This window comes from Blastococcus mobilis, from assembly GCF_900188025.1.
GTDB lineage: Bacteria > Actinomycetota > Actinomycetes > Mycobacteriales > Geodermatophilaceae > Blastococcus_B > Blastococcus_B mobilis.
Genome location: NZ_FZNO01000018.1, coordinates 91,281 through 113,958, shown reverse-complemented (window position 1 = coordinate 113,958; position 22,678 = coordinate 91,281). Strand labels below are relative to the sequence as shown.

The following is a 22,678-nucleotide window of genomic DNA, read 5'->3' as shown; positions in this document are numbered from 1 at the left end:
AGCGGCGAAAAGGGGGGGACCTCGATCTCCGTGGCGAGCTGACCGAGCTGTCCCTCCCGGAGATCCGTCACCTCGTCATCTGCCTGGTCTGGCGTCCCGACCCCGACCCCAACCAGGTCCTGCACTGGTCACACTGGCGTCGCAGACACCAGGCCCGCGCCCGCCGCTGCCACTACGCAACCCGAGAGGCCAGGTACGTGCGGCTGTAGTACTAGGGCGTGTCTCCTGGATCTTGCTTCGCGGGGTGGCGGAGCCAGATCTTGATTGAGGCGACAGCGATTGTTCCCCGGAAGACGAACTCGCGCTTGTCGGTCCGCATCGCGACCGCCCGGAAGTCCTTGAGCTTGTTGATCGCGCGCTCCACGCTGTTGCGCTCCTTGTAGGCCTCGGCGTCGAACGCTGGTGGCCGGCCACCAGCTGAGCCCTTGGCGGCGCGAGCCTTCTGTTGATCGGTCTTCTCCGGGATGGTTGCCATGATCCGTCGTCTGCGCAGCTCAACACGGATTTTTCGATTGGAGTAGGCCTTGTCGGCCAGCACCCGAGCCGGTCGGGTTCGCGGGCGGCTCGGTCGTCGACGGCGGGCCACCGCGAGGCGTTGCATGAGGGGCTCGAAGGCCAGCGAGTCGTGTCTCTGCCCGGCGGTGGTCACGTGTACCAGCGGCCGGCAGCCGGTGTCGGCCAGTAGGTGGATCTTTGTCGTCAGTCCGCCGCGGGAGCGGCCCAGCGCCTCCCGGTCCCGGCGCCGAGGGACCGTCGCGGGCGGATTCTTGTCATTCGACCCAGCCCCCTGTGGGACGCGCCAACTCCGCCGGGGCCGGCAGCAGTGGTGCCAGTTGCTCAGCCGGCACGTCTTTGGGCGGCTCATGACGGGCACCGGCCGCATGCCGGTGCGCCCGGACCACAGTCGAGTCGATCGCCACCGCCCACTCGTCGCCCACGTCGGCATCGCTGTCGGCTTGCAACGCCGCCAGGATCGCCGCCCAGGTGCCATCGGCTGACCAGCGGCGATGCCGCCCGTGCAGGGTCCGGAAATCTCCATAGCAGGCCGGCGCGTCCCGCCACGGCGATCCGGTACGAGTCCGCCAGAGGATCCCGTCAATCACCGGGCGGTGATCAAGCCACCGCCCACCCCGGCGCGGTGTCCGGTCCGGAAGAAGCGGCTCAAGCCGCGCCCACTGCGCATCGGTCAGGTCATGACGATCGAACACAACCCAGGCCTACCGGACCCGCCCGCCAAGATCCGCGAGACACGCCCTAGTCGGACGGCCGTGGACGATCGGTCGCGTCCTCCGATGTACCCAGGAAGACCGCGTGATGACGCCCGTCCGGCCGACTCGACGAACACCTCCGGCCGTCCTCGGACCGGCGGGCACGGTGACCCGCCGCCCGGGGCGGCGGGTCACCGTGACGTGGGTCGGGTCAGTGGTCGGCGGAGCGCACCGAAGCGCCGGCACCCACGCGGTCGCCGGGCAGGGCGAGAGCGGCGACCACCGGCAGGTGGTCGGAGCCATCGGTGCTCAAGACCGCGGCGGTCCGGGCCACGACGTCATCGGTGTGCATGACGTAGTCGATCCGCGCGTAGGGGTTCTCGGCGGACAGGGTGTAGCCGTCACCCACGCCGGCCTCGGCCCATGCGTCCACCAGGTCCTCGGTGATCGCCTCGATCTCGGGGGTGTCCGGGCGGGCGTTCAGGTCCCCGGTGAGGACGACGGACTCCTGCGGGACCCCGATCACCTCGCGGACGGCGGCGATCTGGGCGATGCGCTCCTGCTGACTGTTGTGCTGCAGGTGGGTGGTGAAGACCCTGACCGGCACGCCGCGCACGGTGACGAGTGCCTCCAACAGGCCGCGCTGCTCGAGGTTCCCCGTCCGGGGCAACAGGGTGTTGCGCCACTCGTGGATGGGAGCGTCGGAGAGAATCGCGGTGCCGTACTGGCGCCGCGGCTCGCCCCGGTTGAGCGGGTCGTTGTCCAGGTTGGCGCCGTACACGACGTGCATCCGGAGCATGCGGGCCAGCTCGGCGGCCTGGTCGACGAAGTCGCTGCGCTCGCTCCAGTGCCGGTCGACCTCCTGAAGACCGACGACCTCGGCGCCGAAGTCGCGGATCTCGCCCGCGATGCGTTTCAAGTCCAGACGACCGTCGACGCCCGCGCCGTGGTGGATGTTGTACGACATCACCCGGACCGGCCGGTCGGGTGCCGCCGGCTCGGCGTGGGCCGTTGCGGACGTCGTCGTGGCCAGGACAGCTGTGAGAGCGGCGATCGTCGCCAGGCGCAACGCCCGGCGCAGTGTGGAGGGCATGAAACGGTCTCCTGAAGGTGAGGGGACGTGGCGAACCTGCTGACCGAAGAACGCCCGGGTGGCGAGTACACCGAGGGCGGTCGGCGCACCCGTGAACGCGGAGTGATTACTCTGCGTTCACGGCGGGTGACGCCACGCCCCACTTGGCGGCCGCCCACGGTGCGGCAGCGGACCTCGTCCGACCGCGGGGATGGCGGCTGTCTGGTGGGCGGGCGCTGAACCGGTCGTGCGGGGTGAGCGACCCCAGAGCTCCCCTCGCGGTGGCGGCTCGAGACAGTGGTGGGACGGCCCGGTGGCACCACAGGCGGAGCTGCCGGACACGGTGTCGGGACGCCTGGAGGACCAGTTCCCGCACGAGTTCCCCGTGTCGATCCAGGCATAGGTCCGGGTTGCGCACGCACGGCTGGCCGGTGCACGGGTCGAGCACTTCGTTCCGGTCCTGCCCGAGCGTGCGGCCGCTGAGTCCCTACGACGGCTCAGGATGGCCGACTGGTGACCGACCGCCGCTCGTCCTCGTGCGAGGCACTCCGTGGGGGACGGCATGCGCCGGTCTCCTCGACCAGGCGGACCTGGCCGTAGCGGGTTCGGCCTACGGGATGAAGGGACACCGACCGGACACAGCCGCCACGGGCTGCCCTCGGGATGAACAGGCGGAGCGCGTGGTCAGATCGCTCGGGAACGGCTCCCTCGACCAGTCGGGATCCGACAGCTGCCGCAGAGAGTCAGCGGCGGCCCGCTCGACGAGCACCGACTCGAAGCATTCGACGCGGGCGCGGGCGAGCCGCGTGAGGACGCGGACCGAGGCCTCCACGACCACCGAGGACATGCCCGGAAGCGTTCACCAGACGTTGCGCTACCGGCGCCCACAGTTCAGGCGCGTATGTCATGACGCCATCCCAGCACCCCGCTGGCACAGACCGCAGGCGGGTGCGCCACCTGGGGAAGACCGGTGGCCGGCGTCTCCAGCGGACAGCGAGAGTTCAACCCGACGCCGACGGCGGTTCGCGAGCCCTTCGCCGGGCGGAGAAACCGTGCTCGGCCATGGGATTCACTCGCCGAACACTGACCCTGGTCGCCGCCGCCGCGGCCGCCCTCACGGCCCCGACCATCACCCCAGCCGCCGCCGCACCGCCGACCTCCGCCGTCGAGCCCCTCGAACGTGCCCACGCGCATAACGACTATGAGCACGACCGGCCACTAGCGGACGCGCTGGACCACGGATTCACCAGCGTGGAAGCCGACGTGTGGCTGGTGGACGGCGAGCTGCGGGTCGCGCACGACCTCGAGGACACCCGCGCCGGGGCGACCCTGCAGTCGCTGTATCTCGACCCGCTGGCCGACCGCTTCGCCGCGAACGGCGGCTCGATCTACCGGGGCTGGGACGGGTCGCTGCAGCTGCTCATTGACATCAAGAGTGACGGACCGTCCACGTACGCCGCGATCGACGAGGCTCTGCGCGCATATCCGCAGCTGATGACCCGCTGGACGGACGGGCGGATGAAGGAGCGGGCGGTCACCGCGGTGATCAGCGGCAACCGCCCCCTGGCAGACATGGCCGTCCAGCGGACGAGGTTCGCCGGCTACGACGGGCGGCTGACCGACCTGCACTCCGGTCTCCCGTCGGAGCTCATGCCGCTGGTCAGCGACAACTGGACGCGGCACTTCACCTGGACTGGGGTCGGCCCAATGCCCGAGGCGGAGCGGGAGAAGCTGCACTCCATCGTGGCGACCGCGCACGCCCACGGATACCGACTGCGGTTCTGGGCTACCCCGGACACGCCCGGCGCCGAGCGCGACGCGGTGTGGAGCGAGCTGATCGCGGCAGGCGTCGACCACGTCAACACCGACGATCTCGCCGGTCTCCAAGCGTTCCTGCTCGCCCACGACCCACGAGAGCGGAAGGCCGCCTGACCGGCCCCAGGATCGGGGTCTGCCGGGGCGATGGCCCCGGTAGGCCCGCCCGCGGCACGTCACGCGAGCACATCCACTCTTCGCCGTCCGCTCACGTTCGTGAAGACGACCAGGTCAATGCCCGTCACCGATCCCTCGCGGGTGTCGGTGTTGTCACCTGCTCGGGTGATCAGTGTCCTGGGAGACAGACCGGGCGTGTACGTGGCCCAGGACCTGACCGCCCAACGCGACGGACTGCTCGCGCTCGGGGTCGACCCGGGGACGCATCTACGTCGATCACGGCCTGACCGGCACCAACCGGGAGCGTCCCGGGCTGCGGGAGGCGCTGGCCGCCTGCCACGAGGGCGACACCCTGGTGGTGACCAAGCTCGACCGGCTGGCCCGCTCGCTGCCCGACGCCCGGGCGATCGCCGAGGAGCTCACCCTGCGCCAGGTCCGGCTGAGCCTCGGCGGCTCGGTGTACGACCCGAACGACCCGGTCGGCCGGCTGCTGTTCAACGTGCTGGCCATGGTCGCCGAGTTCGAGTCCGACCTGATCCGCCTGCGCACGCGCGAGGGCATGCGGCTCGCCAAGGCCAAGGGGAAGCTGCGCGGCAAACAGCCCAAGCTCAACCCACGACAGGAAGCCCACCTGGGGTCCCTGTACCGGGCAGGTGAGCACAGCACCGCCGAGCTGGCCGACCTGTTCGGCGTCGCCCGCTCCACCGTCTACCGCGCCTGCAACGAGACCAGGTCCAAGGCGTGGCCAGTCGGCGCACGGCAGCGGGGGGCGCGGACATGCGGGCCTGACTTCCGCTGTCGCGCGGTCGCCGGGTTGTCTGGCAAGCCAGACCCCTGCGGGACAGCCAGCCGTCTCGCGAGGGTGACCGTGTGGCCGCCAAGGGTTCCCCCTGCGAACGGGAGCGAGGTAACGGCGAAGCACATGGGGCCGTCTCCATATAAGAGCGTTGGGCGTCCCTGCACGCGCCAGGGTCGACCTGCGACGCGGTTCCTGTCCTCGCGGCCGCCCCGTCGTGGCCATCACCGGGATGGCCACGACGTCGCGGCTGTCGATCCGGGAGTGCGGATCGGGGGTGGAGCCTCAGGGGCGGCCGGTGGTGCCCTGCGCGGACCGGTCCGAGGAGCCTTCCCCGGCCGATCCGGCGGTCGAGGCCTCCGCCGCCGCGGGAGCAGGGGCGGGAGCCGGCGCGGGGGCCGGGGCCGGCTTCGGCGCGGGGGCCGGGGCCGGGGCCGGCTTCGGCGCGGGGGCCGGGGCGGGCTGCTCGACGCGCTGCTGCGGAGCCTGGGTCTCGGGGCTCACCGGCTGCTCCGGCTGGTAGGTCTCACGAGCGCCAGTGCTGACCTCGGCGCCGTCGACACCGCCGTCCTGCGCGTCGCCGCTGATCGAGGTGCCGAACTGCTCGCCGTCCGGGATCGCGTCCGGCCGGACCTGGTTCTCGGGCGCGCCCGTCTCGGCCGGCACGCGGGCCTCCTCGGGCAGGACCGGGAGGTCGGCGGAGTCCGGCAGATCGAAGGGGCTCACGGCCTCCACGGCGCCGGCGACGCCGTCCTGGACCGCGGTGGGCAGGACGCCGGCGGCGCCCGCGCCGGTCACGCTCACCAGGGTGAGCCCGACACCGGTCGCGGCCTGCGCGACGGCTCCGGCGGAGGCGAACTTGGCCGCTGCGGCGGCGAGGATGGTGAACATGGTGTGGCGTCTCCTTGTGGGTCGCCCCGGCGCCGCGGAATGCGCGGGCCCCGGGGCGGGGGGAAGCGCCTGCGTCGAGGGGCCGACGGAGGCGGTGAGGAGACCGGTCGCCAGCAACTCGGCGAGCTGCGGACTGGGCCGCCCGGGACGGGCGGCGAACTCCCGGACCGCGTCGGCGAACATGCCGAGAACCGCGTCCCCCAAAGGGACGGGGCGTCCCGCGAGGAGGTTCTCGAACGCGTCGTCGAGCTGGTTGGTGGTCATCTCATCCCCGACATCGCTGGCCCGGCGCCCAGGGTGTCGCCGGGGCGGCCAAACTCACTCCGAAGGGTGGCCAGCCCCCGCTGTTGCAACGCCTTGACCGCAGACACCGACCGGCCCATGACCGAGGCGACCTGTTCGACGGTCAGATCGGCGAGGATGCGCAGCAGGATCACGGCCCGCTGGTCGGCCGGCAGGATCGCGCACATCTCCTGCACGGTGGCCGACCCCAGCTGCGCGAGGGCGTCCTCCTCGGCGTCGCCACCCGGGCGGCTCTCGAGGACGTCCGCACCCACCTCGGCGTGCTGCGGCCGGCGGTCGCGCCTCCGCCAGTCGTCGACCAGACGGCGGTGGGCGATGGTGAACACCCAGGCGCGCAGGGCGCCCTCGTCGCCGGAGAACGAGGCCAGGCCGGTGAAGACGCTGATGAAGGTCTCACTGGCCAGGTCTTCGGGCTCCAGTGCCCCGTGCAGGCGCAGGTACCCGGTCACCGAGGGGGCCAGCTCCCGGTAGAGGTGCTCGAACGCCCACCCCGCGCCGGCCTGGGCTGCGGCCAGCACCTGGGGGAACGGCAGTCCCACCGACAACACGCACCTCTTCCGCGGATGGACGTCGAACACCCATCGGCACGCACGGAGACCCCCTTGAGCGCAAAAGCCGAGCCAGGGGCTACGCGGTACGAGGTGCAAGCCATACCTGGAGTGGAGACCGACGCGGCGGTCAGTCAGGAACTCGGTGCTCGTAAAGCAGCTCGGCGAGCGCGTCCGGCAGTCGGTCCAGCAGCGTCTTGGCCGGGGCCAGCGGCATGACGAGAGGCAGCAGCGTCGACTCGTTGACCAACAGCGCGGCCGGGCGGCGCCACCGCACCACCGTGGCGTACCAGGCCCCGAGCACTGTCGTCGACGTCTCGCCCGGCGTGACAGCCGGTCCCCGCACTCGGTCCCGGAACGCCCGGGTGCCGTGGACGACGATCACGAGAAGGCACTGCCGGTAGACGGCTCGTTCTCGGCGGTCCACTGGCGAGACAGGTGCAGGGTGGTCGTCACAGGCCGAGGACGAGGCGCAGAGCGGCGTCGACCTGGCGCAGCTCATCGAAGCTGAGGTGCCCGGCCGGCTCTCCCAAACGCTGTGGATCGACCGCGCTGGTCTGCTCAGCCAGCACCCTGGTGGGACGGCCGTCGATGCTCACCTCGGGACGGAAGGTGGCCGCGCGTGCCGAGGTGGACGTAGGCGCGACCAGACAGGTCGAGAGGGGCAGCAGGTCGGACTGGACGACGACGGCGTAGCGGACACCGGCCTGCTCATGACCCCGGGCGCCACGCGGAGAGCGCAGGGGGTAGACCTCACCACGCACGCAGCGTCTCCATGTCCCGAAGGACCTGAGCCGCCTCGGCCCGGTCGGCGTCGTCGTCGGCCAGCGCGGCCGCCTCTGCGCGGAGTCGGTCCTGCGCGGCCGTCTTGGCGGCTTCGATCAGAGCCCGGCGCACGGCGGTGGAGACCGGGGTGCCGTCTTGCGTCAGGACGGCCAACGCTCGTCGGGCGTCGTCATCGGGACGGAAGGTGATCGTCTCAGCCACCCCGAAAGTGTCTTACCACCTGTAAGACGCGCGGAAGGGACTGCTGCGTTGACTTTCCAGGGCGAGCGCGTGAGGGAGCCAGCCCTCGGCTATCGCGCGACCGGGTGGACGTGATGTCCCAGTACGTCGCTGACCGGCCCCGATGCACACCCTCCGCGAGCAACGGCTGCGGCCGTCGCCTCCCGCGATGCGGTGCGGGAGTTGGCGTCCTGGAAGCAGGCCGGGTCACCCGAACCGGGATCCGGCAAGTGGTCGGACGCGACGACGTTGCGCTCGGAACCCACGTGCTCCAACTGCAACACGCCGTCGAGGTCGAGCGCGACGGTCAGCTCCTCGCTGCCGGTGCCGGACAACGCGGAGACGTGGACCGCCTCGCCCCCGACGAGTCCGCACGCGTCGCCAGCACAGCACCAACGGCGGCCCGTGCGGACCCGTCGCTGTCTGACAGAGGTGCCCGTAGGTGTCGAGCGTCGTCGTGGCGCTGCCGTGCCGGAGGCGGTGCTGGACGACCTTCACGCCGAGGCCGCTGCCGATGCGCAGTGACGCCAGGTAGTGGCGCAGGTCGTGGAAGCGGACCGCCTCGGCCAACCCGGCCACCTTCGGCCGCGCCGAGCGGATCGCCCGCTCGATTGCCCATGTCGAGGTCTGCCGGCCGGTCCCGTCGGTGGGGACGTACTCGCCGCCCCACCGGGCCACGGCTGCCGAGAACTGCCGGCCTCCACGACGACCAGCGGATCCCCCGTTCCCAGCCACGCCATCGGCGGTCGCATCCGTCGAGGGACGCGGAGTCAGCCCTGTGGCCTGCGTGCCCAGGGTGCCGGGTGCCGGGTGCACAAGCTGACGTCTTTCTCATAGGCTGGGGTGGCCATGTGCGGGAGCTCGGACCTACCGGGCTGAGAGGGCGGCTGATGGGCCGCCGACCGCTCGAACCTGACCGGGTAATGCCGGCGTAGGGAGCGATCATGAGCATGCTCGGCGCCGACCGTGCGACGGCGTCCTCCACGGACGCACCGATCACCCTGTCCGAGCCGCCGCCACGGACGCTGGACCTGCGGGACACGACGGGCTTGTGGGGGAACCTGGGGGTCAGTCTCCTGCTGCCGGTGGCGGCCACCTACGTCGTCCTCGCCGACCGGCCACTGTCGGTGACGATCGGCGCCATCGTCGTGGGCGCCGTCGTCGGCTCGGTGCTGCTGGGACTGGGAGCCGCGGCCGGTGCCCGGGAGGGCGTGCCGGCGATGGTGCTGATGCGGGGGTTGCTGGGCCGGCGGACGTCGTACCTGCCCACCGCGCTGAATCTGCTGCAGTGCGTCGGCTGGGCTGCCTTCGAGGTGTTCATCATCGCCGAGGCCGCGTCCCGGGTCCTGGGGGCGCCGCGCTGGCCGTTCGTCGTTGCCGCGGGCGTGCTGGCCACCCTGATGGCGCTGCGCCCGTTGCGCGCGGTCCGCGTGCTCGCCCGCTACGCCGTCTGGGCGGCGCTGGCCGCGATCGTCTACCTCTTCGTCGAGGTGCTGTCCGAGCCGCTGCGGCCGGTCGCGGAGGGCGGGGCCGCGTCGTTCTGGACGGCGGCCGACATCGTGATCGCGTTGCCGGTCTCGTGGTTTCCACTGGCAGCCGACTACACCAGGCATGTCCGGGGTGGGCGGACGGCGTTCGCCGGCGCTGCCGTCGGCTACGGCGCGGCCACTGTCGCCCTGTTCACCCTTGGTGTGCTGGCGCTGGCCGCCTACGGCCGGGCGGGTCTGGACGTCATGGACGCGCTGCTGGCCGTTCCGTTCGGGCTGATCGCCGTGCTGGTGCTGCTGGTGGTGGAGGTGGACGAGGCGTTCGCCAACGTCTACTCCACCGCGGTGTCGGCGCAGAACGTGGTACCCCGGCTCGACCGCCGGGTCCTGGCCGTGGTGGTCGGGGTGGTCGCCACCGGAATCGCCCTCAGCGTCGACCTGATCGCCTACGAGCCGTTCCTCTTCCTGATCGGCGCGGTGTTCGTGCCGCTGGTCGGCGTCTTCGTCGTCGCCTACTGGCTGCTGCCGCGGGGAGCGTGGGACGTGTCCGAGACCGCGCCCGCGCGACCGCTGCTCCTGATGGCCTGGGCCGCCGGTTTCGTGGCCTACCAGCTCACCCTGCCGACCTTCTTCACCGGGCCGGGCGCCGGCTGGACGGCGTGGTGGGCCGCGCGCCAGGCCGAACTGGGCATCGACCCGGCCAGCGGGTGGTCGGCGTCGCTGGTCAGCCTCGGTGTCGCCGCCGGGCTCACCGCGCTGCTCTCGTCGCCCGGCGCCGTGCGGGCGCGTCGGGCTGCGGTGCGGTGAGCGGGATGATCGGGCGGCTGCACGTCCTCACCGACCCCCGGGGCGGCCGCGCCGCGCTGGCGACACTCGCCGCCGCCGTGGCCGCCGGCGCGCCCGTGGTGCAGGTCCGGCGCAAGCACTGCACCGACCGTGAGCTGTACGACTTCGCCGAGGTGGTGGCCGACTTCTGCGCGGCCGCCGGCGCTACCTGCATCGTCAACGACCGCCTCGACGTGGCGCTGGCCGTGGGTGCCGCCGGTACCCACCTGGGCGCCCACGACCTGCCGGTCGCCGCCGTCCGGAAGATGGCCGGCCCCGATCACCTCGTGGGTGGGACGGCGCGCAACCCTCGGCAGGCCCGCGAGCTGGTTGCCGCGGGGGCGGACTACCTGGGCGTCGGCCCCGCCTACGCGACGACGACCAAGCTCGGCCTGCCCGATCCCATCGGCCCGGCCGGGGTTGCCGCCGTGGCCGCCGCGGTAGACGTGCCGGTGATCGCCATCGGCGGGGTGACCGCCGAGCGGGTCCCCGAGCTGCTCGCCGTCGGCGCCTGGGGTGTCGCGGTCACGGCGGCGGTGTCCGAGGCGGCCGATCCGGCCGCCGCCACCGAGCGGCTGCTGCAGCAACTGGACCGCGCGAGATGACCGACGTCGTGGTCGCCGGTGGTGGGCTCATCGGGTTGTCGGTGGCGTGGCGATCGGCGCAGCGCGGCCTGTCGGTGACGGTCGTCGACGACGCTCCGGGCACCGGGGCCTCCTACGCCGCGGCCGGGATGCTGGCGCCGGTGACCGAGGCGGGCTACGGCGAGGAGCCGCTGCTGCGGCTCTGCCTGGCCTCGCTGCAGCGCTACCCCGGCTTCGTCGCCGAACTCGCCCAGGCCGGCGGTGTCGAGGTAGCCCTCCGGACCGTCGGGACCCTGGTGGTGGGCTTCGACGAGGACGACGTGCGTGCCCTGCACGCGCTGCACGCCTTCCAGCAGGAGCTCGGCCTGGAGGTCGAGCCGCTCACCGGGCGGGAAGCGCGCCGCCGGGAGCCGTCGCTGACCCCGCGGGTGCGGGGTGGGCTGCACGTGCCGGGCGACCACGCCGTCGATCCCCGGGTGCTGCACCGGGCGCTGCTGGCCGCCGCCGCGGCCGCCGGCGTCCGGATGATCCGCTCGCGGATCGACGCGGTGCGGGTCGAGGCCGGCCGGGCCACCGGGCTGCGGCTGGCCGGCGGCGCGGACCTGTCGGGTGACGCCGTCGTGCTGGCGCTCGGCGCATGGAGCGCGTCGCTGCCGGGGATGCCGCGACTGCCCGTCAGGCCGGTCAAGGGTCAGATCCTGCGCCTGCGCGGCGCGGCCGGGCTGCTGGCTGGCACCGTGCGCGCGCTGGTGCGGGGGCGGCAGGTCTACCTGGTGCCCTACGCGGGCGACGGCCTGGTCGTCGGCGCGACCGTCGAGGAGCGGGGCTTCGACGCGGCGGTCACCGCCGGCGGCGTGCACGACCTGCTGCACGACGCCATCGACGTGGTCCCCGGGATCACCGAACTGGAGCTGGTGGAGACGCTGGCCCGGTGGCGTCCCGGCAGCGACGACAACGCGCCGCTGCTCGGGCCGTCGGACCTGCCCGGCCTCGTCCTGGCCACCGGTCACTACCGCAACGGCGTGCTGCTGACCCCCGTGACCGGGGATCTGATCGCCGAGCTGCTCGCCTCGGGCAACGTGCCCGCGCTCGCCAAGCCCTTCACCGTCAACCGGTTCCGGAGGTGATCGACGTGCAGGTGACCCTCAACGGCGTCCCCGCCGACCTCGAGCAGACCGCCACAGTGGCGAGCCTCGTCGCGATGCACGGCGGTGAGCACCGCCGCGTCGCGGTGGCCGTCAACGGCCAGGTCGTCCCGCGCAGCAGGTGGGAGACGACCGGGCTCGCCACCGGCGACAGCATCGAGGTGCTCGTTCCGACCGCAGGAGGCTGACACGGATGACGACTCACGACGTGCTCCCGGCGCTGGAACGGGAGGAGGCCACCGACCCGCTCGTGATCGCTGGAGAGACGTTCACCTCCCGGCTGCTGCTCGGCACCGGCGGCGTCCCCAGCCTCGAAGCGCTCGAGCGGGCGGTCGTGGCCTCCGGCTCGCAGCTGGTCACGGTGGCGCTGCGTCGGGTGGAGGCCTCCACCAGCGGAGCGCTGCTCGAGGTGCTGGACCGCTGCGGCGTCCGGCTGCTGCCCAACACGGCCGGCTGCCGAACCGCCCGGGAAGCGCTCCTCACCGCCCAGCTGGCGCGCGAGGCCTTCGACACCTCCTGGGTGAAGCTGGAGGTCATCGGGGACGAGACCACCCTGCTGCCCGACGCGGTCGAGCTCCTCGACGCCGCCGAGCATCTGGTGGCCGACGGCTTCATCGTGCTCGCCTACACCAACGACGACCCGATCCTCGGTCGCCGGCTCGCCGACGCCGGATGCGCCGCCGTCATGCCGCTGGGCTCCCCCATCGGCAGCGGCCTGGGCATCCGCAACCCGCACAACATCGCCCTGCTCCGGGACGCGGTGGACGTGCCGGTGGTGCTCGACGCCGGCATCGGGACCGCCTCGGACGCGGCGCTGGCCATGGAGCTCGGCTGCGACGCCGTGCTGCTCGCCTCCGCGGTGACCCGGGCCCGCGACCCCGAGCGGATGGCGCTGGCGATGCGCCATGCGGTCGAGGCCGGCCGGCTCGCCCGGGGCGCGGGCCGCATCCCACGCCGGTGGCACGCCCAGGCCTCCACCCCGATGGAAGGCCTGCCCGAGCTGTGAGGCTGCCGCCGCTGCTGGTGCTCACCGATCGGTCGCAGTGCACCGGGCCGCTGGTCGACACGGTCGCCGCGGCCGTCGACGGCGGCGCCCGCGCCGTCGTGCTGCGGGAGAAGGACCTGCCCGAGGGTGAGCGGAACTGCCTGGCCGAGGAGCTGCGGGCCCTGCTGGCCCCGGTCGGCGGCGTGCTGGTACGGGCCGGTGCAGGGGGCGCCGCCGCCGTCCATCTCGCGGCCAGGGATCCCTTTCCGCAGCCCCGGCCGGTGCTGGTCGGGCGCTCCTGCCACTCCTCGGACGAGCTGATGCGGGCGCGGGCCGAGGGCTGCGACTACGTGATGATCTCCCCGGTGTTCCCTACGCCCTCCAAGCCCGGATACGGGCCTCCCCTGGGTCTGGCCGGGCTCGCCTCGCTGGCCGCCCTGGCACCACCGGCCTACGCACTCGGGGGCATCCGACCCGCCGACGTCCCCGGCTGCCTGGCCGCCGGAGCGCGCGGGATCGCGGTCATGGGCCCGATCATGCGCACCCCGTCGATCGTTCCCGCCTACCTGGCAGCACTGGAGGACACAGCCGCATGACCCCACCCGTCGCGCTCACCATCGCCGGCTCCGACTCCAGCGGCGGCGCCGGCATCCAGGCCGATCTCAAGACCTTCGCCGCGCTCGGCGTCTTCGGCACCTCCGCTGTCACCGCACTGACCGCCCAGAACACCTCGGGGGTCCGCGGCGTCCACCCGGTACCCGCCGAGTTCGTCATCGCGCAGGTCGACGCCGTGCTCGACGACCTCCCCGTCACGGCGGTGAAAACCGGCATGCTCGCGACGGCCGACGTCGTCCGCGCCGTCGCAGACCTTGCGGCGGCCGGCCGGCTGCCCGGGCTCGTCGTCGACCCGGTCATGGTCGCCTCCAGCGGTGACCCCCTGCTCGAGCCCCAGGCAGAGCGCCTGTACCTGGAGGCCCTCCTGCCCCAGGCGACAGTGATCACACCCAACGTGCGCGAGGCCGAGGTCCTGCTCGACACCTCGATCCGCACGCTCACCGAGCAACGGGAGGCAGCTCGCGCCCTCGGCGCCCTCGGCCCCTCCACGGTCGTGGTCAAGGGCGGCCACCCCGTCACCGACTCGGCCGACGCGGCGGTCGACGTCGTGTGGAACGACGGATCGGTCTACGAACTCCGCGGTCCACGGATCGACACGGGGAACAACCACGGCACCGGCTGCACCTTCGCCGCCGCCACGGCAGCCGCACTGGCCATGGGCAGGGATGTGCACGGCGCCCTGGCCGGCGCCAAGAACTTCGTCTCAGACGCATTGGCCGCCGGTGCCGCCTGGCGGCTCGGCCAGGGACACGGGCCGCTGGACCACTTCTTCTCCTCGCCCCGGTCCCGCTGACCTCCGCGAGTCGCCGCCAGCCCCATCCGGGTCGTACCAGCCGCCGAGTCGGCGCGGACCCCAACTCTGCGGAGACCCGAGCGGTGTGTTGACGCAGACACAGGCCAGACAGGAAGAGTTCCGGGGCGGGCGCGGCCCCGACACCCTCGCCGGCCCGCACCCGCAGATCCAGGAGCGGCTCACACCCCAGGTGCGCAGGACGAGTTCGTGTCCCTCACGGCCGCGCTGGCCGTCGACGAGGCTCGCCTGCGCGCCCGGCTGCCGTCTGCTACGGGGCTCCCGTGACGAGTTCGACCGCACCGAGCCCGCGGATCTCCGCCCGGTGCACCGCCGCGGGCCGTACCGGGACGGCGTCGGTGAGGGCTCCGGCCAGCACGACCGCGCCTGCCGGCAGGCCGTCGCCGCGCCGTGCCAGGTGCTCCGACAGGTGCACGAGCGCTCGGAACGGGTGACCGAGGATCGCGGCCCCGGTCGCCGTGTGCGCCACCGTGCCGTCGACGGACAGGACGCAGCCGGCCGCGGCGAGGTCCCCCGCTTGTCGCGGATGCGTCCAGGGGCCGATGAGGAAGCCGGCCGCGCTGGTGTTGTCCGCGACGACGTCGGGCAGCCGGAACCCGAACGCGGCGTACCGGGAGTCGATGACCTCGACGGCGACGGCGACCGCGTCGATCGCCTGCTCGGCCGTCGACGGGGAGAGCGGACGGTCGAGGTCCCGGGCCAGCCGGAAGGCGATCTCGGGCTCGACCCGGGGCTGCGCGGTACGCGCGAGCACCTGCTCGTCCTCGCCGATGCCGAGCTGCATCGCGTCGGTGAGGAAGCCGACGATCGGCTGCGCCACGCCCATCGTGCGCTGCTTGGCCCGGCTGGTGAGGCCGAGCTTGGCGCCGACCAGGCGCTCGCCGGCAGCGAGGCGCTCGGCCCGGTCGAGGTCCTGGACCTGATAGCCCCAATCCTCGTCGAGCGCGGAGTCCGTGTCGGTGAACGGCCGGCGCGGGACACGGGCGAGCCGTGCCTCTCGCAGCGACCGCGCGGCGTGGGATGCGGTGGTCATGCGGCCTCGCCCTGCTCGGCGAGGGGCCCGGCCAGCCGGGTGAGTGCGAGCACCGGATCGACGGCGTAGGCCGAGGAGGCGGTGTCGGCCACGGTGCCCTGGACGGCGATGCGCCAGTCGGCGATCCGGCTGTCGATGACCTCCACGGCGACCGCCACGGAGGCGATCGCCGCAGCCACCTCGTCGCGACTGACCCCGGCGAGGTCGAGGCCGGGCGTGCGGGCGGTGTGGGGCTCCACCGGCTGCACGTGCTCGGCAGCGAGCTCGTGCGCGAGACGCTGCGCCGGCGCGTCGTCCATCACGCGATCTGCCCCGAGGCCCACGCATGGCTGGTGGTGACGACGCCGACGACCGTCTCCAGCTCGGCGGCGTCGCGCGGGCCGAACAGCATGACCATGCCGGGGGTGAGCCGGACACCGGCCAGCGGGTGCGCGACACCCCATCCCTTCGCGACCACGTCGGCCGCGAGGGCCGCCGGCAGGGCGATGTGCAGCGAGCCGTCGTAGCCGGGGTGGACGTGGGCGAACTCGCCGGCGGACGGGACGATGAACGCGTCCATCGGACCCAGCCGCGGCGGAGCGAGCATGAAGCCGCGCGCGCCCGGCACCGAGATCGCCGACTGACGCGTGCTCACACCGGGCAGCGCCGCGATCCGGGCGAACACCTCTTCCTGCAGCTCGACGGGAGCGGTGTCGCTCCGCTGCTCCTGTGGGATGCCGGAGCTGACCGCCGGTCGGTGCCCCTCCCGGACCGGAAGGTCGCCACCGGGCAGCGCCGTCCACCTGCTCGGACCCGACTGAGGCCGGCCCCGATGCGCGAGGAACGCCAGGCGCTCCTGCAGCCAGCTGGCGAGCGTGGCCAGTGCCTCGCTGGAGATGCCGTGCCCGACAGGGTCGCGGCGGGCGATCGTCGGGGCGCCGGACTCGCCGAGCAAGTAGTTCCACGTGCGGTCCAGCAGTTCCCGCGGGATGACGGTGTCGTGTTCACCCTGCGCGACGACGACGGGCACCCCGGCGAGCCGGGCGGGGGTGGTCGGGACACCGGCGTCGAAGGGCAGCGTGCCGTAGAGGATCGCCGCGCCGGCATACCGGCCAGGGTCGTCGAGCACCAGCCCGCCGGCGAACGCCGCGCCGCCGCTGAACCCGATCAGGACCACCGGCCGTGCCGGCGGGGCGACCTGGTCGAGCCAGCCCCGGAACCAGTCCATGGTGGAGCGCAGCGACTCGGCGACCGGCCGTCCGATGCCGCGGTTGGCGAACCAGGCGAAGCCGCCGCCCTCGGCGATCGGCGCACGCACGGCGGCGTACGCCGGGCCGGCGGGCAGGTGCTCGGCCAGGGCGATGATCTCCTGCTCGTGGGACCCCCGCCCGTGCAGCAGCACGACGAGCGGAGCGGCCGGATCGGGGTTCCCGACCATCACCGCGACCGGCGCGGAGTCGATCACGACGCTCACGCCCGTCCCCCCGATGCCACGTCGGCCGGACCGGCGACGAGCCGGCCGGCGGTCCCGACACCGGACCAGCGGGCGACCTCGGCACCCATGTCGAGCCGGTCGACCGGCGCGGCGTGCTCGTACTCGCCCCAGTCCTCGCGCGGGAGCATCCACATGACCTCGAACTCGTTGCCGTCGGGGTCGATGCCGTACACGCTCTTGGTCGCGCCGTGGCTGGACTCGCCGGTGAAGGCGCCGAGCTGGGCCAGCGTCAGACGCGCCTCCTCCAGCTCGTCGATGGTGTCCACCTGCCAGGCCAGGTGGTAGAGCCCCACGGTGCCGCGGGCCCGCGGCGGGGCACCGGTACCGATGCCGAAGAGCCCGAGGTCGTGGTGGTTGCCCGAGCGCGGCAACCGGAGGAAGGCGGCGTTGGCCCGGGGCTCACGCGCCACCACCTCCATGCCGAAGGCGCCGGTCCAGAACCGCAGCGACCGCTCGAGGTCGCTGACGAAGAGAACGGCGTGATTGAGCCGAACAGCGGCGATGGTCATGAGTGCTCCTTCGAGAAGTGCTTCAGGCGGTCGGACCAATGAGCTGGAAGGGGCTCCGCCTGGCGCAGCCGTTGGTCGCGTCCAGGGTGATGTCGAGGAGGGCCAGCTCCACCACGACGCGGGCCGGCCGCAGGCCTCCGGCAGCCACCGGGGGGAAGCCCAGGGATGCGGCCAGCTCCGCTTTCTCAGCGGTCGCATCGTCGCTGGTGATACCCACGGACCCCTCCCCTGATGGCTGATCGCTCAGATGTTGAGCGCGAAGCAAACGCTACGGGTTGGTAGTTGATGCGTCAACTACTGATGCGTTAGATTGTTCTCGTGCCCCCGATCTCCAGGCGCGACGACGCCCTCATCACGACTTTCGGCCGTCTCCTCGAGGTCCAGAGCCGGCTCGAACGACGGCTGGGCGCTGATCTCGAGACCCGGTGCCAGCTTCCGCACGCGTGGTTCGAGGTACTCGTGCGACTCGGGCGGTCCGAGGACTGCCGGCTCACGATGGGCAGCCTCGCGGAGCAGATCAGCCTGACAACGGGCGGCGTCACCCGGCTGATCGACCGCATGGAGTCCGCCGGATACGTGCAGCGCGTCCCCTGCCCGACGGACCGGAGGGTCTCCTACGCCGCCCTCACCGACACCGGCCGGGCGAAGCTGGACGAGGCGGCCCCGGTGCACGCTGCCAACCTGTGCTCGGTCTTCGCCGCCTTCAGCGACGAGGAGCGCGACATGCTCGACGCCCTCCTCGACCGGCTGCGCGCTGCGCCCGAACCGGGCCGCGCCGCCGGGCGTTGACGACCCTCATGGCGGCTCTCCGACCGAGGACACTCGGCGGGCCGACGGATCGGCGCCACCGCCACGCGGCTCGGGCCAGGAGCAGCGGGCACCCCCGGGAGCGAGATCCTCGCGCGCCGCACGGCGGGGTCGCCCCGTTCATCGGCGTGGTGATCGCCGCGCGCCGCGGACCATCCGGGTCACACGTGGCGACCGTCGTCCGCGCCCTCCCATACCCGTGAACAGGAGGGTTCGCCGCGAGTTCACTCGGTGACGGCTTGCGGAGCGAATTGTCCGCATCGAGCGGCGGGTCTTGACCCGTCGATCGCGCCGGCAATAGCGTCCTCATCCCGATCGAGGGTCTGCCCATGGAGGGCGTCATGGCCGATGAACCCCGCATTGTGCGAATCAGCCCCGATGAATTTCAGGCCCTTGATCCGGCGAAGCTCAACGAGCTGCGGGAGAAGCACGGCCTGGACATCGAGATCCGCTCCACGTCCTCGGGCGTGTCCGAGATATTGAATTCCCTGGGCCGGGCTGGGCTGGCAGCGGAGAAGGGGCACGAACGAGGCTTCGACCGCACCGACCCCGGATACAGCCGGAGTTACGACCGAGAAGTGTCGACGCTCGAGCAGCTGGCCCAGGAGGTCATCAACCCGGCCGAGGTCATCAATCCCGTTCGGGATGTCGGCGGAGGCAGGTAACCGGTCGGCCCGGCGCTACCCCCGGAGAACGACTGGTGGCCGTCATGACCGATCGAGGCCCGACCCGCGGCACGGACGGTGAGACAGAGCACGTCAGCAGATACCTCCTGCTGAAACTCGCCCAGCGCTGCAACATGGCCTGCACCTACTGCTACTGGTTCCGCGACCCGAGCGTGTACACGAAGCCGACCGTGTTGACCGACGAGGCGGAGAGCTGGCTGCTCGTCCGGCTACGTGAGCACGTGGAGCGCTATGACCTCGACCGGTTCATGATCCTCTTCCACGGCGGAGAGCCGATGTTGATCGGCAAGCGTCGATTCGGTCGGCTGGTTGCCGGTCTGCGTGCCCTGGAGTCCGAGCTTGGTTTTGCCCTCAAACTCGCAATCACCACCAATGGCACACTCGTCGACGACGAATGGGCGAGAATATTCCGGCAGTACCGGATCGGCGTGACGCTGAGCATCGACGGCGATCGCGAGGTGCACGATGCCCGGCGCATCGATCATCGAGGAGCCGGCACCTACGACCGTGTCGTCGCAGCCCTCGGCACGCTGCGCGCTGCTGGGGTCGAGCCCGGCGTGCTCGCCGTCTGCGATCCGGCCACCGATCCCGGGGACCTGCTGCACCTGTTCGTGGAGGAACTGAACGTCGGTTTCGACGTGCTCGTCCCTGACGCCAATCACGCGGACCAACCGGCGTCGATCGCGCCGTACTACACGCGTCTCTTCGACCTCTGGTACGACGACTATGCCGACCGCAAGGTCCGGATCCGCTTTCTGGACAGCATCGTCAAGGGGCTGCTCGGGCACCCCAGTGGTTCCGAGTCCATCGGCTACGGGCCCGTCACGACCACGACCATGCTGACCGACGGCAGCCTCGAGCCTCTCGACGTTCTTCGCACGGCGCGGTTCAACATCACGAAGACAGAGTTGAACGTCCGGTCGAACGCCCTGATGGACATCCAGACCGATCCTCGGTGGCGGGAGATCCTCGAGGCCTCGCTCAACCTGGCGCCCGCGTGCCAGAAGTGCCCGTACTTCCGAGCTTGCGGGGGCGGGCACGTGGCGTCGAGATGGTCCGCCGAGCGAGGGTTCGACAACCCCAGCGTCTACTGCGAGGACTTCAAGAAGATTCTGGGCCACTGCTGGGACAGGATGGCGCCTGATCTGTACGTCGAGACAGATCGTGAGCAGATTCCCTTGCTGCAGGCATGACCACCGGCGCGCCCGATCAGCTCTCCGGCGACCGATTCGCCAACGGCGACGTCGAGATCCGGGGCACCCCCTTCCTCTACTGCGTGGCCGACGCCTTCGTGCAACCACAGCTCGCGGATGCACTGTTGCGCGCGATGGAGACCACCACCGAGTGGATCCTGCATTCCGGCGACTTCTTCGAGCAGTACGAGTGGGATCTCGCCCGCTCTGCACCGTCCGGCGACATGCGGCGCTTGTTCGACCCGGTGGTTCTGGACGAGCTCAGACGCACCGTCGCGCGACTCTTCGACTGCGACCTCGAGCACCGGGTCAAGGTCGTCGCTCATCGTCTCGAGCCGGGGCAGGGTATCGGGGTCCACAACGACGCACCGCGACCAGGCGATGAGACGCACCGGGTGGTCCTGCACCTGGGGCACGAGTACGACGACCGTCATGGCGGACACCTGGTTTTTCTCAACGGCCCCGACGGAACCGATCTCCACCGAATATTCCGGCCGCTGCACAACACCGCGGTCGGCTTCGCGATGTCCGATGCCTCCTTCCATGCGGTGAGCACGGTTCGCTCTCGAGTCAGGTACTCGGTCGTGTTCTCGTTCTGGGAACGCAAGAACCCCGATCAGCCGCCGGCTCCCGGTGACCGGCATCCCTCGATCACCGTCTCACGGCGCCTGGCTGACAGCGAAGACGTGGCGACCGCGCTCGTGTTCGAGATGTTCCCGGAGAGGTACCCGGTCGCCACGGAGGAGACAGGCGAGGACCGGACCTTCACGTTGCGACCGTCCGTGACGCCGGGAGCCAACCTGGATGCGGGCCTCAGCGAGGCGCTGCGCTCGGTCACCGGCATCACGCCGGCCCTGCGCGCCGAGTACCGCGTTCTCCGGCAGCACAGCAACGGCCGCTTCTTCTTGCGGTCGCTCGACCATCACTGGGCCCTGTGGGCGTGGTCGAAGTGGCTGGCGGCCAATCCGGGGTCGCAGCCGACCCTGCTGGTCCACCTGGACTCGCACGACGACCTCGGTTCCCCGCCGCTGGCGGTCACACCGACGCCCGGGGTCTTCGACCTCCCGCTCGGCCAGGACCGGGTGGACATCGCTGCGCCGGGAACGGTGTCAGCCGCCATCACGGCAGGACGAATCGGCATCGGGAGCTTCATTGCTCCCTTCTTGCACGGGCTGCGCCACTGCGACGTCTACCACGCCTGGCACTCTGACCACGCGGGGGCCAGTGCCTTCCCGATGTGGCTCGACGAAGAGCCGTTGCGCGCCCCCCTGTCCGGCTGCCGGCCGGTCATCTCGCCGAACGGATCAGGGGAGCGCGCCAGGATCGTCGGGACGTACACCCGTGGAGAACTGGACGGCATCGCCGGTCTGGCCCCCGACGGCCCCGTGCTGCTCGACATCGACATGGATTTCTTCTGCAACCGCTTCGGGGTCGGCGACGCGGCGAATCACGGCGCCGCGACGACGCTGCCTGATGTCTGCTCGGTGATCGACCAGCTGGGGGAGGTCCTCACCGCCAACCGGGCACTGAGCGAGCGGATCGCGGTCGTCACGCTGGCCCTGTCGCCGGGATTCTTCCCGTCGGAGTTCTGGGAGGTGGCCCTGCCGCGCCTGGAGGACATGCTGACCCGGGTTCTCGACGCCTTCTCCCCCGCCGCGCCCACGGGAGGCTCGTGATCGCCCTCAGCGGGGTCCCCACCGACGAGGCGAGCATGCGCTACGCCCGGGATCTCGCGCACATGGGCTGGACGTTCCGCAGCCGGGACCGGGTTCTCTCGTTCTGCGGGTATGCGCCGGTGAGTCGCGCGGGGCAGCTGCGGCTGGCGGGCTGGGTGGCCAGCTGCTCGTTGGTCCCGGCTCGCGAGCGGCTCGCGGACCGCACCTCGGCGGTGGACGTCATGCTCCGGGCCTGCGGCTGGCGCCCGACCGGCGAGTCGACATGGTCGCGGGTCGATTCCGGGCACCAGTTCCAGACGATCGTCTGGTCGGTGACCCTCGGCGCGGAACCCACGCTGCACGTGGTCATCACCCACGGGGCGGATGCCGTCCTCCTGACCGATCACTGGTGGCCCGCGGTCACCGAGGCGGCGCGTCGGGCACCCGTCGTCGACGTCTCGGACACCCCGACCGGTGGGGGCAGGAGTCAGTCGACACCGGTGATCACCGATGACACGGCCCTGCTCGTGGACATGGTGCGGGCGGCGAGGGGGGTCATCGTGCTGACCGGTGCAGGCATCTCCGTGGCGGCCGGTCTGCCGGCGCTGTCCGAGGGAGATCCGCTGGCACCCGTTCCGCTCTACGAACCGTTCCCGGGCGCCGCACTCGACTGGATCATCGATCGGCCGTATGCCGCCGCGGCCCATTTCGGGGAGATCCACCGTCGGTTCCTGGCGGCCCGGCCCGCAGCGGCACACCGCGCGCTCGCCGATCTCGAGAAGGCAGGGTTCATCAGCGCCGTGGTGACCACTAACCACGACCGGCTCCACCAGCTCGCCGGAAGTCGACGGGTCGTGAGCCCGGCCGCTTGGCTCCGGGAGCACCCCGGGACCGGAGGTCTCTCCGGTTGGGGCCTCGTGGTCGTCGGTGTCTCCGAGGACGAGCACGGGGCCATAGCCCACGCACGCCGGCAGGGCGCATGGGTCACCGTCGTGGACCCGGCCGGGCCCCCGCCCGGCATCGATGCCGACGCCGTGATCCAAGCCGAGGCCGACGACGTGCTGACCGCGCTGGCTGCCGATCTGGCCAGCGCCGTCGGTCCGATCCGGTAGCC

Annotated in this window: 25 protein-coding genes, 4 pseudogenes and 1 riboswitch; of the genes and pseudogenes, 16 read left to right on the top strand and 13 right to left on the bottom strand. The window is 71.9% G+C overall.

Features of this window, described 5'->3' with window-relative positions; all coding sequences use genetic code 11:
- Positions 1-209 (top strand): annotated as a pseudogene (locus tag CHB94_RS24590) (hypothetical protein); the annotation flags it as partial.
- Between the two features lie 2 nt (positions 210-211).
- Here the strand turns inward: CHB94_RS24590 and CHB94_RS16295 are convergent.
- Positions 212-1,208: pseudogene (locus CHB94_RS16295) on the bottom strand (IS5 family transposase).
- A gap of 211 nt (positions 1,209-1,419) precedes the next feature.
- A complete protein-coding gene (locus CHB94_RS16290; RefSeq protein ID WP_089337603.1) occupies positions 1,420-2,301 on the bottom strand; it encodes an endonuclease/exonuclease/phosphatase family protein in 882 nt (293 codons plus the stop codon).
- A 394-nt stretch (positions 2,302-2,695) separates the two neighbouring features.
- Between CHB94_RS16290 and CHB94_RS26775 the strand changes: the two are divergent.
- From CHB94_RS26775 to CHB94_RS26245, 3 genes and pseudogenes are all read left to right on the top strand, one after another.
- Positions 2,696-2,797, top strand: a pseudogene (locus tag CHB94_RS26775) (three-helix bundle dimerization domain-containing protein); the annotation flags it as partial.
- Between the two features lie 545 nt (positions 2,798-3,342).
- Positions 3,343-4,212 (top strand): phosphatidylinositol-specific phospholipase C/glycerophosphodiester phosphodiesterase family protein, encoded by an 870-nt coding sequence (locus CHB94_RS16280; RefSeq protein ID WP_089337601.1) that lies wholly within the window; start codon positions 3,343-3,345, stop codon positions 4,210-4,212.
- A gap of 265 nt (positions 4,213-4,477) precedes the next feature.
- Positions 4,478-4,873, top strand: a pseudogene (locus CHB94_RS26245) (recombinase family protein); the annotation flags it as partial.
- 420 nt (positions 4,874-5,293) lie between these two features.
- Here the strand turns inward: CHB94_RS26245 and CHB94_RS25280 are convergent.
- The 6 genes from CHB94_RS25280 to CHB94_RS26770 all read right to left on the bottom strand — a co-directional run bounded on the left by CHB94_RS25280 (position 5,294) and on the right by CHB94_RS26770 (position 8,334).
- A complete protein-coding gene (locus CHB94_RS25280) occupies positions 5,294-6,163 on the bottom strand; it encodes a hypothetical protein (protein ID WP_089337600.1) in 870 nt (289 codons plus the stop codon).
- On the bottom strand, positions 6,160-6,741 hold the full coding sequence (locus tag CHB94_RS16265; RefSeq protein WP_176445595.1) for an RNA polymerase sigma factor: 582 nt from the start codon (positions 6,739-6,741) through the stop codon (positions 6,160-6,162). Before CHB94_RS16265 ends, CHB94_RS25280 begins: the two co-directional genes overlap by 4 nt.
- 139 nt (positions 6,742-6,880) lie before the next feature.
- Positions 6,881-7,135: a DUF6933 domain-containing protein gene (locus CHB94_RS16260; RefSeq protein ID WP_089337598.1), complete on the bottom strand. Its 255-nt coding sequence runs from the start codon at positions 7,133-7,135 to the stop codon at positions 6,881-6,883.
- Between the two features lie 67 nt (positions 7,136-7,202).
- Positions 7,203-7,514, bottom strand: a complete 312-nt coding sequence (locus tag CHB94_RS16255) for a type II toxin-antitoxin system PemK/MazF family toxin (RefSeq protein ID WP_089337597.1) — start codon at positions 7,512-7,514, stop codon at positions 7,203-7,205.
- Positions 7,504-7,737, bottom strand: coding sequence for a hypothetical protein (locus CHB94_RS16250; protein WP_089337596.1), 234 nt, complete (start codon positions 7,735-7,737; stop codon positions 7,504-7,506). The genes CHB94_RS16255 and CHB94_RS16250 overlap by 11 nt, the downstream gene beginning before the upstream one ends.
- A gap of 225 nt (positions 7,738-7,962) precedes the next feature.
- Positions 7,963-8,334: a tyrosine-type recombinase/integrase gene (locus CHB94_RS26770; RefSeq protein WP_368073868.1), complete on the bottom strand. Its 372-nt coding sequence runs from the start codon at positions 8,332-8,334 to the stop codon at positions 7,963-7,965.
- Positions 8,335-8,598: 264 nt separating this feature from the next.
- Positions 8,599-8,710, top strand: a riboswitch (TPP riboswitch).
- Here CHB94_RS26770 and CHB94_RS16235 point away from each other — a divergent pair.
- The 7 genes from CHB94_RS16235 (at position 8,700) to thiD (ending at position 14,189) form a co-directional block, all read left to right on the top strand.
- A complete protein-coding gene (locus tag CHB94_RS16235; RefSeq protein ID WP_254920700.1) occupies positions 8,700-10,049 on the top strand; it encodes a purine-cytosine permease family protein in 1,350 nt (449 codons plus the stop codon). (Overlaps the previous riboswitch by 11 nt.)
- Before the next feature lie 5 nt (positions 10,050-10,054).
- Positions 10,055-10,672: a thiamine phosphate synthase gene (thiE, locus tag CHB94_RS16230; protein ID WP_089337594.1), complete on the top strand. Its 618-nt coding sequence runs from the start codon at positions 10,055-10,057 to the stop codon at positions 10,670-10,672.
- Positions 10,669-11,778, top strand: a complete 1,110-nt coding sequence (gene thiO, locus CHB94_RS16225) for a glycine oxidase ThiO (protein WP_089337593.1) — start codon at positions 10,669-10,671, stop codon at positions 11,776-11,778. The genes thiE and thiO overlap by 4 nt, the downstream gene beginning before the upstream one ends.
- A gap of 5 nt (positions 11,779-11,783) precedes the next feature.
- Positions 11,784-11,984: a sulfur carrier protein ThiS gene (gene thiS / locus CHB94_RS16220; RefSeq protein WP_089337621.1), complete on the top strand. Its 201-nt coding sequence runs from the start codon at positions 11,784-11,786 to the stop codon at positions 11,982-11,984.
- 5 nt (positions 11,985-11,989) lie between these two features.
- Positions 11,990-12,802 carry a thiazole synthase gene (locus CHB94_RS16215; RefSeq protein ID WP_089337592.1) on the top strand — a complete coding sequence of 271 codons (813 nt, stop codon included), beginning with the start codon at positions 11,990-11,992 and terminating at the stop codon, positions 12,800-12,802.
- Positions 12,799-13,377, top strand: a complete 579-nt coding sequence (locus tag CHB94_RS16210) for a thiamine phosphate synthase (protein ID WP_089337591.1) — start codon at positions 12,799-12,801, stop codon at positions 13,375-13,377. The genes CHB94_RS16215 and CHB94_RS16210 overlap by 4 nt, the downstream gene beginning before the upstream one ends.
- Complete coding sequence (gene thiD / locus CHB94_RS16205) at positions 13,374-14,189, top strand: bifunctional hydroxymethylpyrimidine kinase/phosphomethylpyrimidine kinase (protein ID WP_089337590.1); 816 nt, start codon at positions 13,374-13,376, stop codon at positions 14,187-14,189. Before CHB94_RS16210 ends, thiD begins: the two co-directional genes overlap by 4 nt.
- Before the next feature lie 268 nt (positions 14,190-14,457).
- Here thiD and CHB94_RS16200 read toward each other — a convergent pair whose 3' ends face one another.
- The 5 genes from CHB94_RS16200 to CHB94_RS16180 are packed head-to-tail and all read right to left on the bottom strand — an operon-like array spanning position 14,458 to position 17,440.
- A complete protein-coding gene (locus tag CHB94_RS16200) occupies positions 14,458-15,240 on the bottom strand; it encodes a 2-keto-4-pentenoate hydratase (RefSeq protein WP_089337589.1) in 783 nt (260 codons plus the stop codon).
- Positions 15,237-15,539, bottom strand: coding sequence for a hypothetical protein (locus CHB94_RS16195; protein WP_176445594.1), 303 nt, complete (start codon positions 15,537-15,539; stop codon positions 15,237-15,239). The genes CHB94_RS16200 and CHB94_RS16195 overlap by 4 nt, the downstream gene beginning before the upstream one ends.
- Entirely contained in the window at positions 15,539-16,693 is a 1,155-nt protein-coding gene (locus CHB94_RS16190; RefSeq protein WP_217899336.1) for a luciferase domain-containing protein, read from the bottom strand. The genes CHB94_RS16195 and CHB94_RS16190 overlap by 1 nt, the downstream gene beginning before the upstream one ends.
- Positions 16,690-17,223, bottom strand: coding sequence for a VOC family protein (locus CHB94_RS16185; protein WP_089337587.1), 534 nt, complete (start codon positions 17,221-17,223; stop codon positions 16,690-16,692). Before CHB94_RS16185 ends, CHB94_RS16190 begins: the two co-directional genes overlap by 4 nt.
- A 22-nt stretch (positions 17,224-17,245) precedes the next feature.
- Entirely contained in the window at positions 17,246-17,440 is a 195-nt protein-coding gene (locus CHB94_RS16180; protein ID WP_089337586.1) for an NAD(P)-binding domain-containing protein, read from the bottom strand.
- A 101-nt stretch (positions 17,441-17,541) separates the two neighbouring features.
- Here CHB94_RS16180 and CHB94_RS16175 point away from each other — a divergent pair, with 101 nt between their 5' ends.
- From CHB94_RS16175 to CHB94_RS16155, 5 genes are all read left to right on the top strand, one after another.
- On the top strand, positions 17,542-18,012 hold the full coding sequence (locus tag CHB94_RS16175) for a MarR family winged helix-turn-helix transcriptional regulator (protein ID WP_217899335.1): 471 nt from the start codon (positions 17,542-17,544) through the stop codon (positions 18,010-18,012).
- A gap of 359 nt (positions 18,013-18,371) precedes the next feature.
- Positions 18,372-18,695: a hypothetical protein gene (locus CHB94_RS16170; RefSeq protein WP_141137524.1), complete on the top strand. Its 324-nt coding sequence runs from the start codon at positions 18,372-18,374 to the stop codon at positions 18,693-18,695.
- Between the two features lie 44 nt (positions 18,696-18,739).
- Entirely contained in the window at positions 18,740-19,909 is a 1,170-nt protein-coding gene (locus CHB94_RS16165) for a radical SAM protein (RefSeq protein ID WP_254920704.1), read from the top strand.
- Entirely contained in the window at positions 19,906-21,585 is a 1,680-nt protein-coding gene (gene yhhC / locus CHB94_RS16160; protein WP_089337583.1) for a cyclophane-containing peptide 2OG-Fe(II) oxygenase YhhC, read from the top strand. Before CHB94_RS16165 ends, yhhC begins: the two co-directional genes overlap by 4 nt.
- Positions 21,582-22,676 carry a Sir2 family NAD-dependent protein deacetylase gene (locus CHB94_RS16155; RefSeq protein ID WP_089337582.1) on the top strand — a complete coding sequence of 365 codons (1,095 nt, stop codon included), beginning with the start codon at positions 21,582-21,584 and terminating at the stop codon, positions 22,674-22,676. Before yhhC ends, CHB94_RS16155 begins: the two co-directional genes overlap by 4 nt.
- Positions 22,677-22,678: the final 2 nt, after the last annotated feature.

What these genes read in the sequence shown, in the direction of transcription:
- CHB94_RS16170 (WP_141137524.1), top strand. Translation starts at nt 18,372, where the DNA reads ATGGCCGATGAACCCCGCATTGTGCGAATCAGCCCCGATGAATTTCAG.
- thiE (WP_089337594.1), top strand. Translation starts at nt 10,055, where the DNA reads ATGATCGGGCGGCTGCACGTCCTCACCGACCCCCGGGGCGGCCGCGCC.
- yhhC (WP_089337583.1), top strand. Translation starts at nt 19,906, where the DNA reads ATGACCACCGGCGCGCCCGATCAGCTCTCCGGCGACCGATTCGCCAAC.
- CHB94_RS16280 (WP_089337601.1), top strand. Translation starts at nt 3,343, where the DNA reads ATGGGATTCACTCGCCGAACACTGACCCTGGTCGCCGCCGCCGCGGCC.
- CHB94_RS16235 (WP_254920700.1), top strand. Translation starts at nt 8,700, where the DNA reads ATGAGCATGCTCGGCGCCGACCGTGCGACGGCGTCCTCCACGGACGCA.
- CHB94_RS16290 (WP_089337603.1), bottom strand. Translation starts at nt 2,301, where the DNA reads ATGCCCTCCACACTGCGCCGGGCGTTGCGCCTGGCGACGATCGCCGCT.
- thiO (WP_089337593.1), top strand. Translation starts at nt 10,669, where the DNA reads ATGACCGACGTCGTGGTCGCCGGTGGTGGGCTCATCGGGTTGTCGGTG.
- CHB94_RS16185 (WP_089337587.1), bottom strand. Translation starts at nt 17,223, where the DNA reads ATGACCATCGCCGCTGTTCGGCTCAATCACGCCGTTCTCTTCGTCAGC.
- CHB94_RS16215 (WP_089337592.1), top strand. Translation starts at nt 11,990, where the DNA reads ATGACGACTCACGACGTGCTCCCGGCGCTGGAACGGGAGGAGGCCACC.
- CHB94_RS16200 (WP_089337589.1), bottom strand. Translation starts at nt 15,240, where the DNA reads ATGACCACCGCATCCCACGCCGCGCGGTCGCTGCGAGAGGCACGGCTC.
- CHB94_RS25280 (WP_089337600.1), bottom strand. Translation starts at nt 6,163, where the DNA reads ATGACCACCAACCAGCTCGACGACGCGTTCGAGAACCTCCTCGCGGGA.
- CHB94_RS16195 (WP_176445594.1), bottom strand. Translation starts at nt 15,539, where the DNA reads ATGGACGACGCGCCGGCGCAGCGTCTCGCGCACGAGCTCGCTGCCGAG.
- CHB94_RS16165 (WP_254920704.1), top strand. Translation starts at nt 18,740, where the DNA reads ATGACCGATCGAGGCCCGACCCGCGGCACGGACGGTGAGACAGAGCAC.
- thiD (WP_089337590.1), top strand. Translation starts at nt 13,374, where the DNA reads ATGACCCCACCCGTCGCGCTCACCATCGCCGGCTCCGACTCCAGCGGC.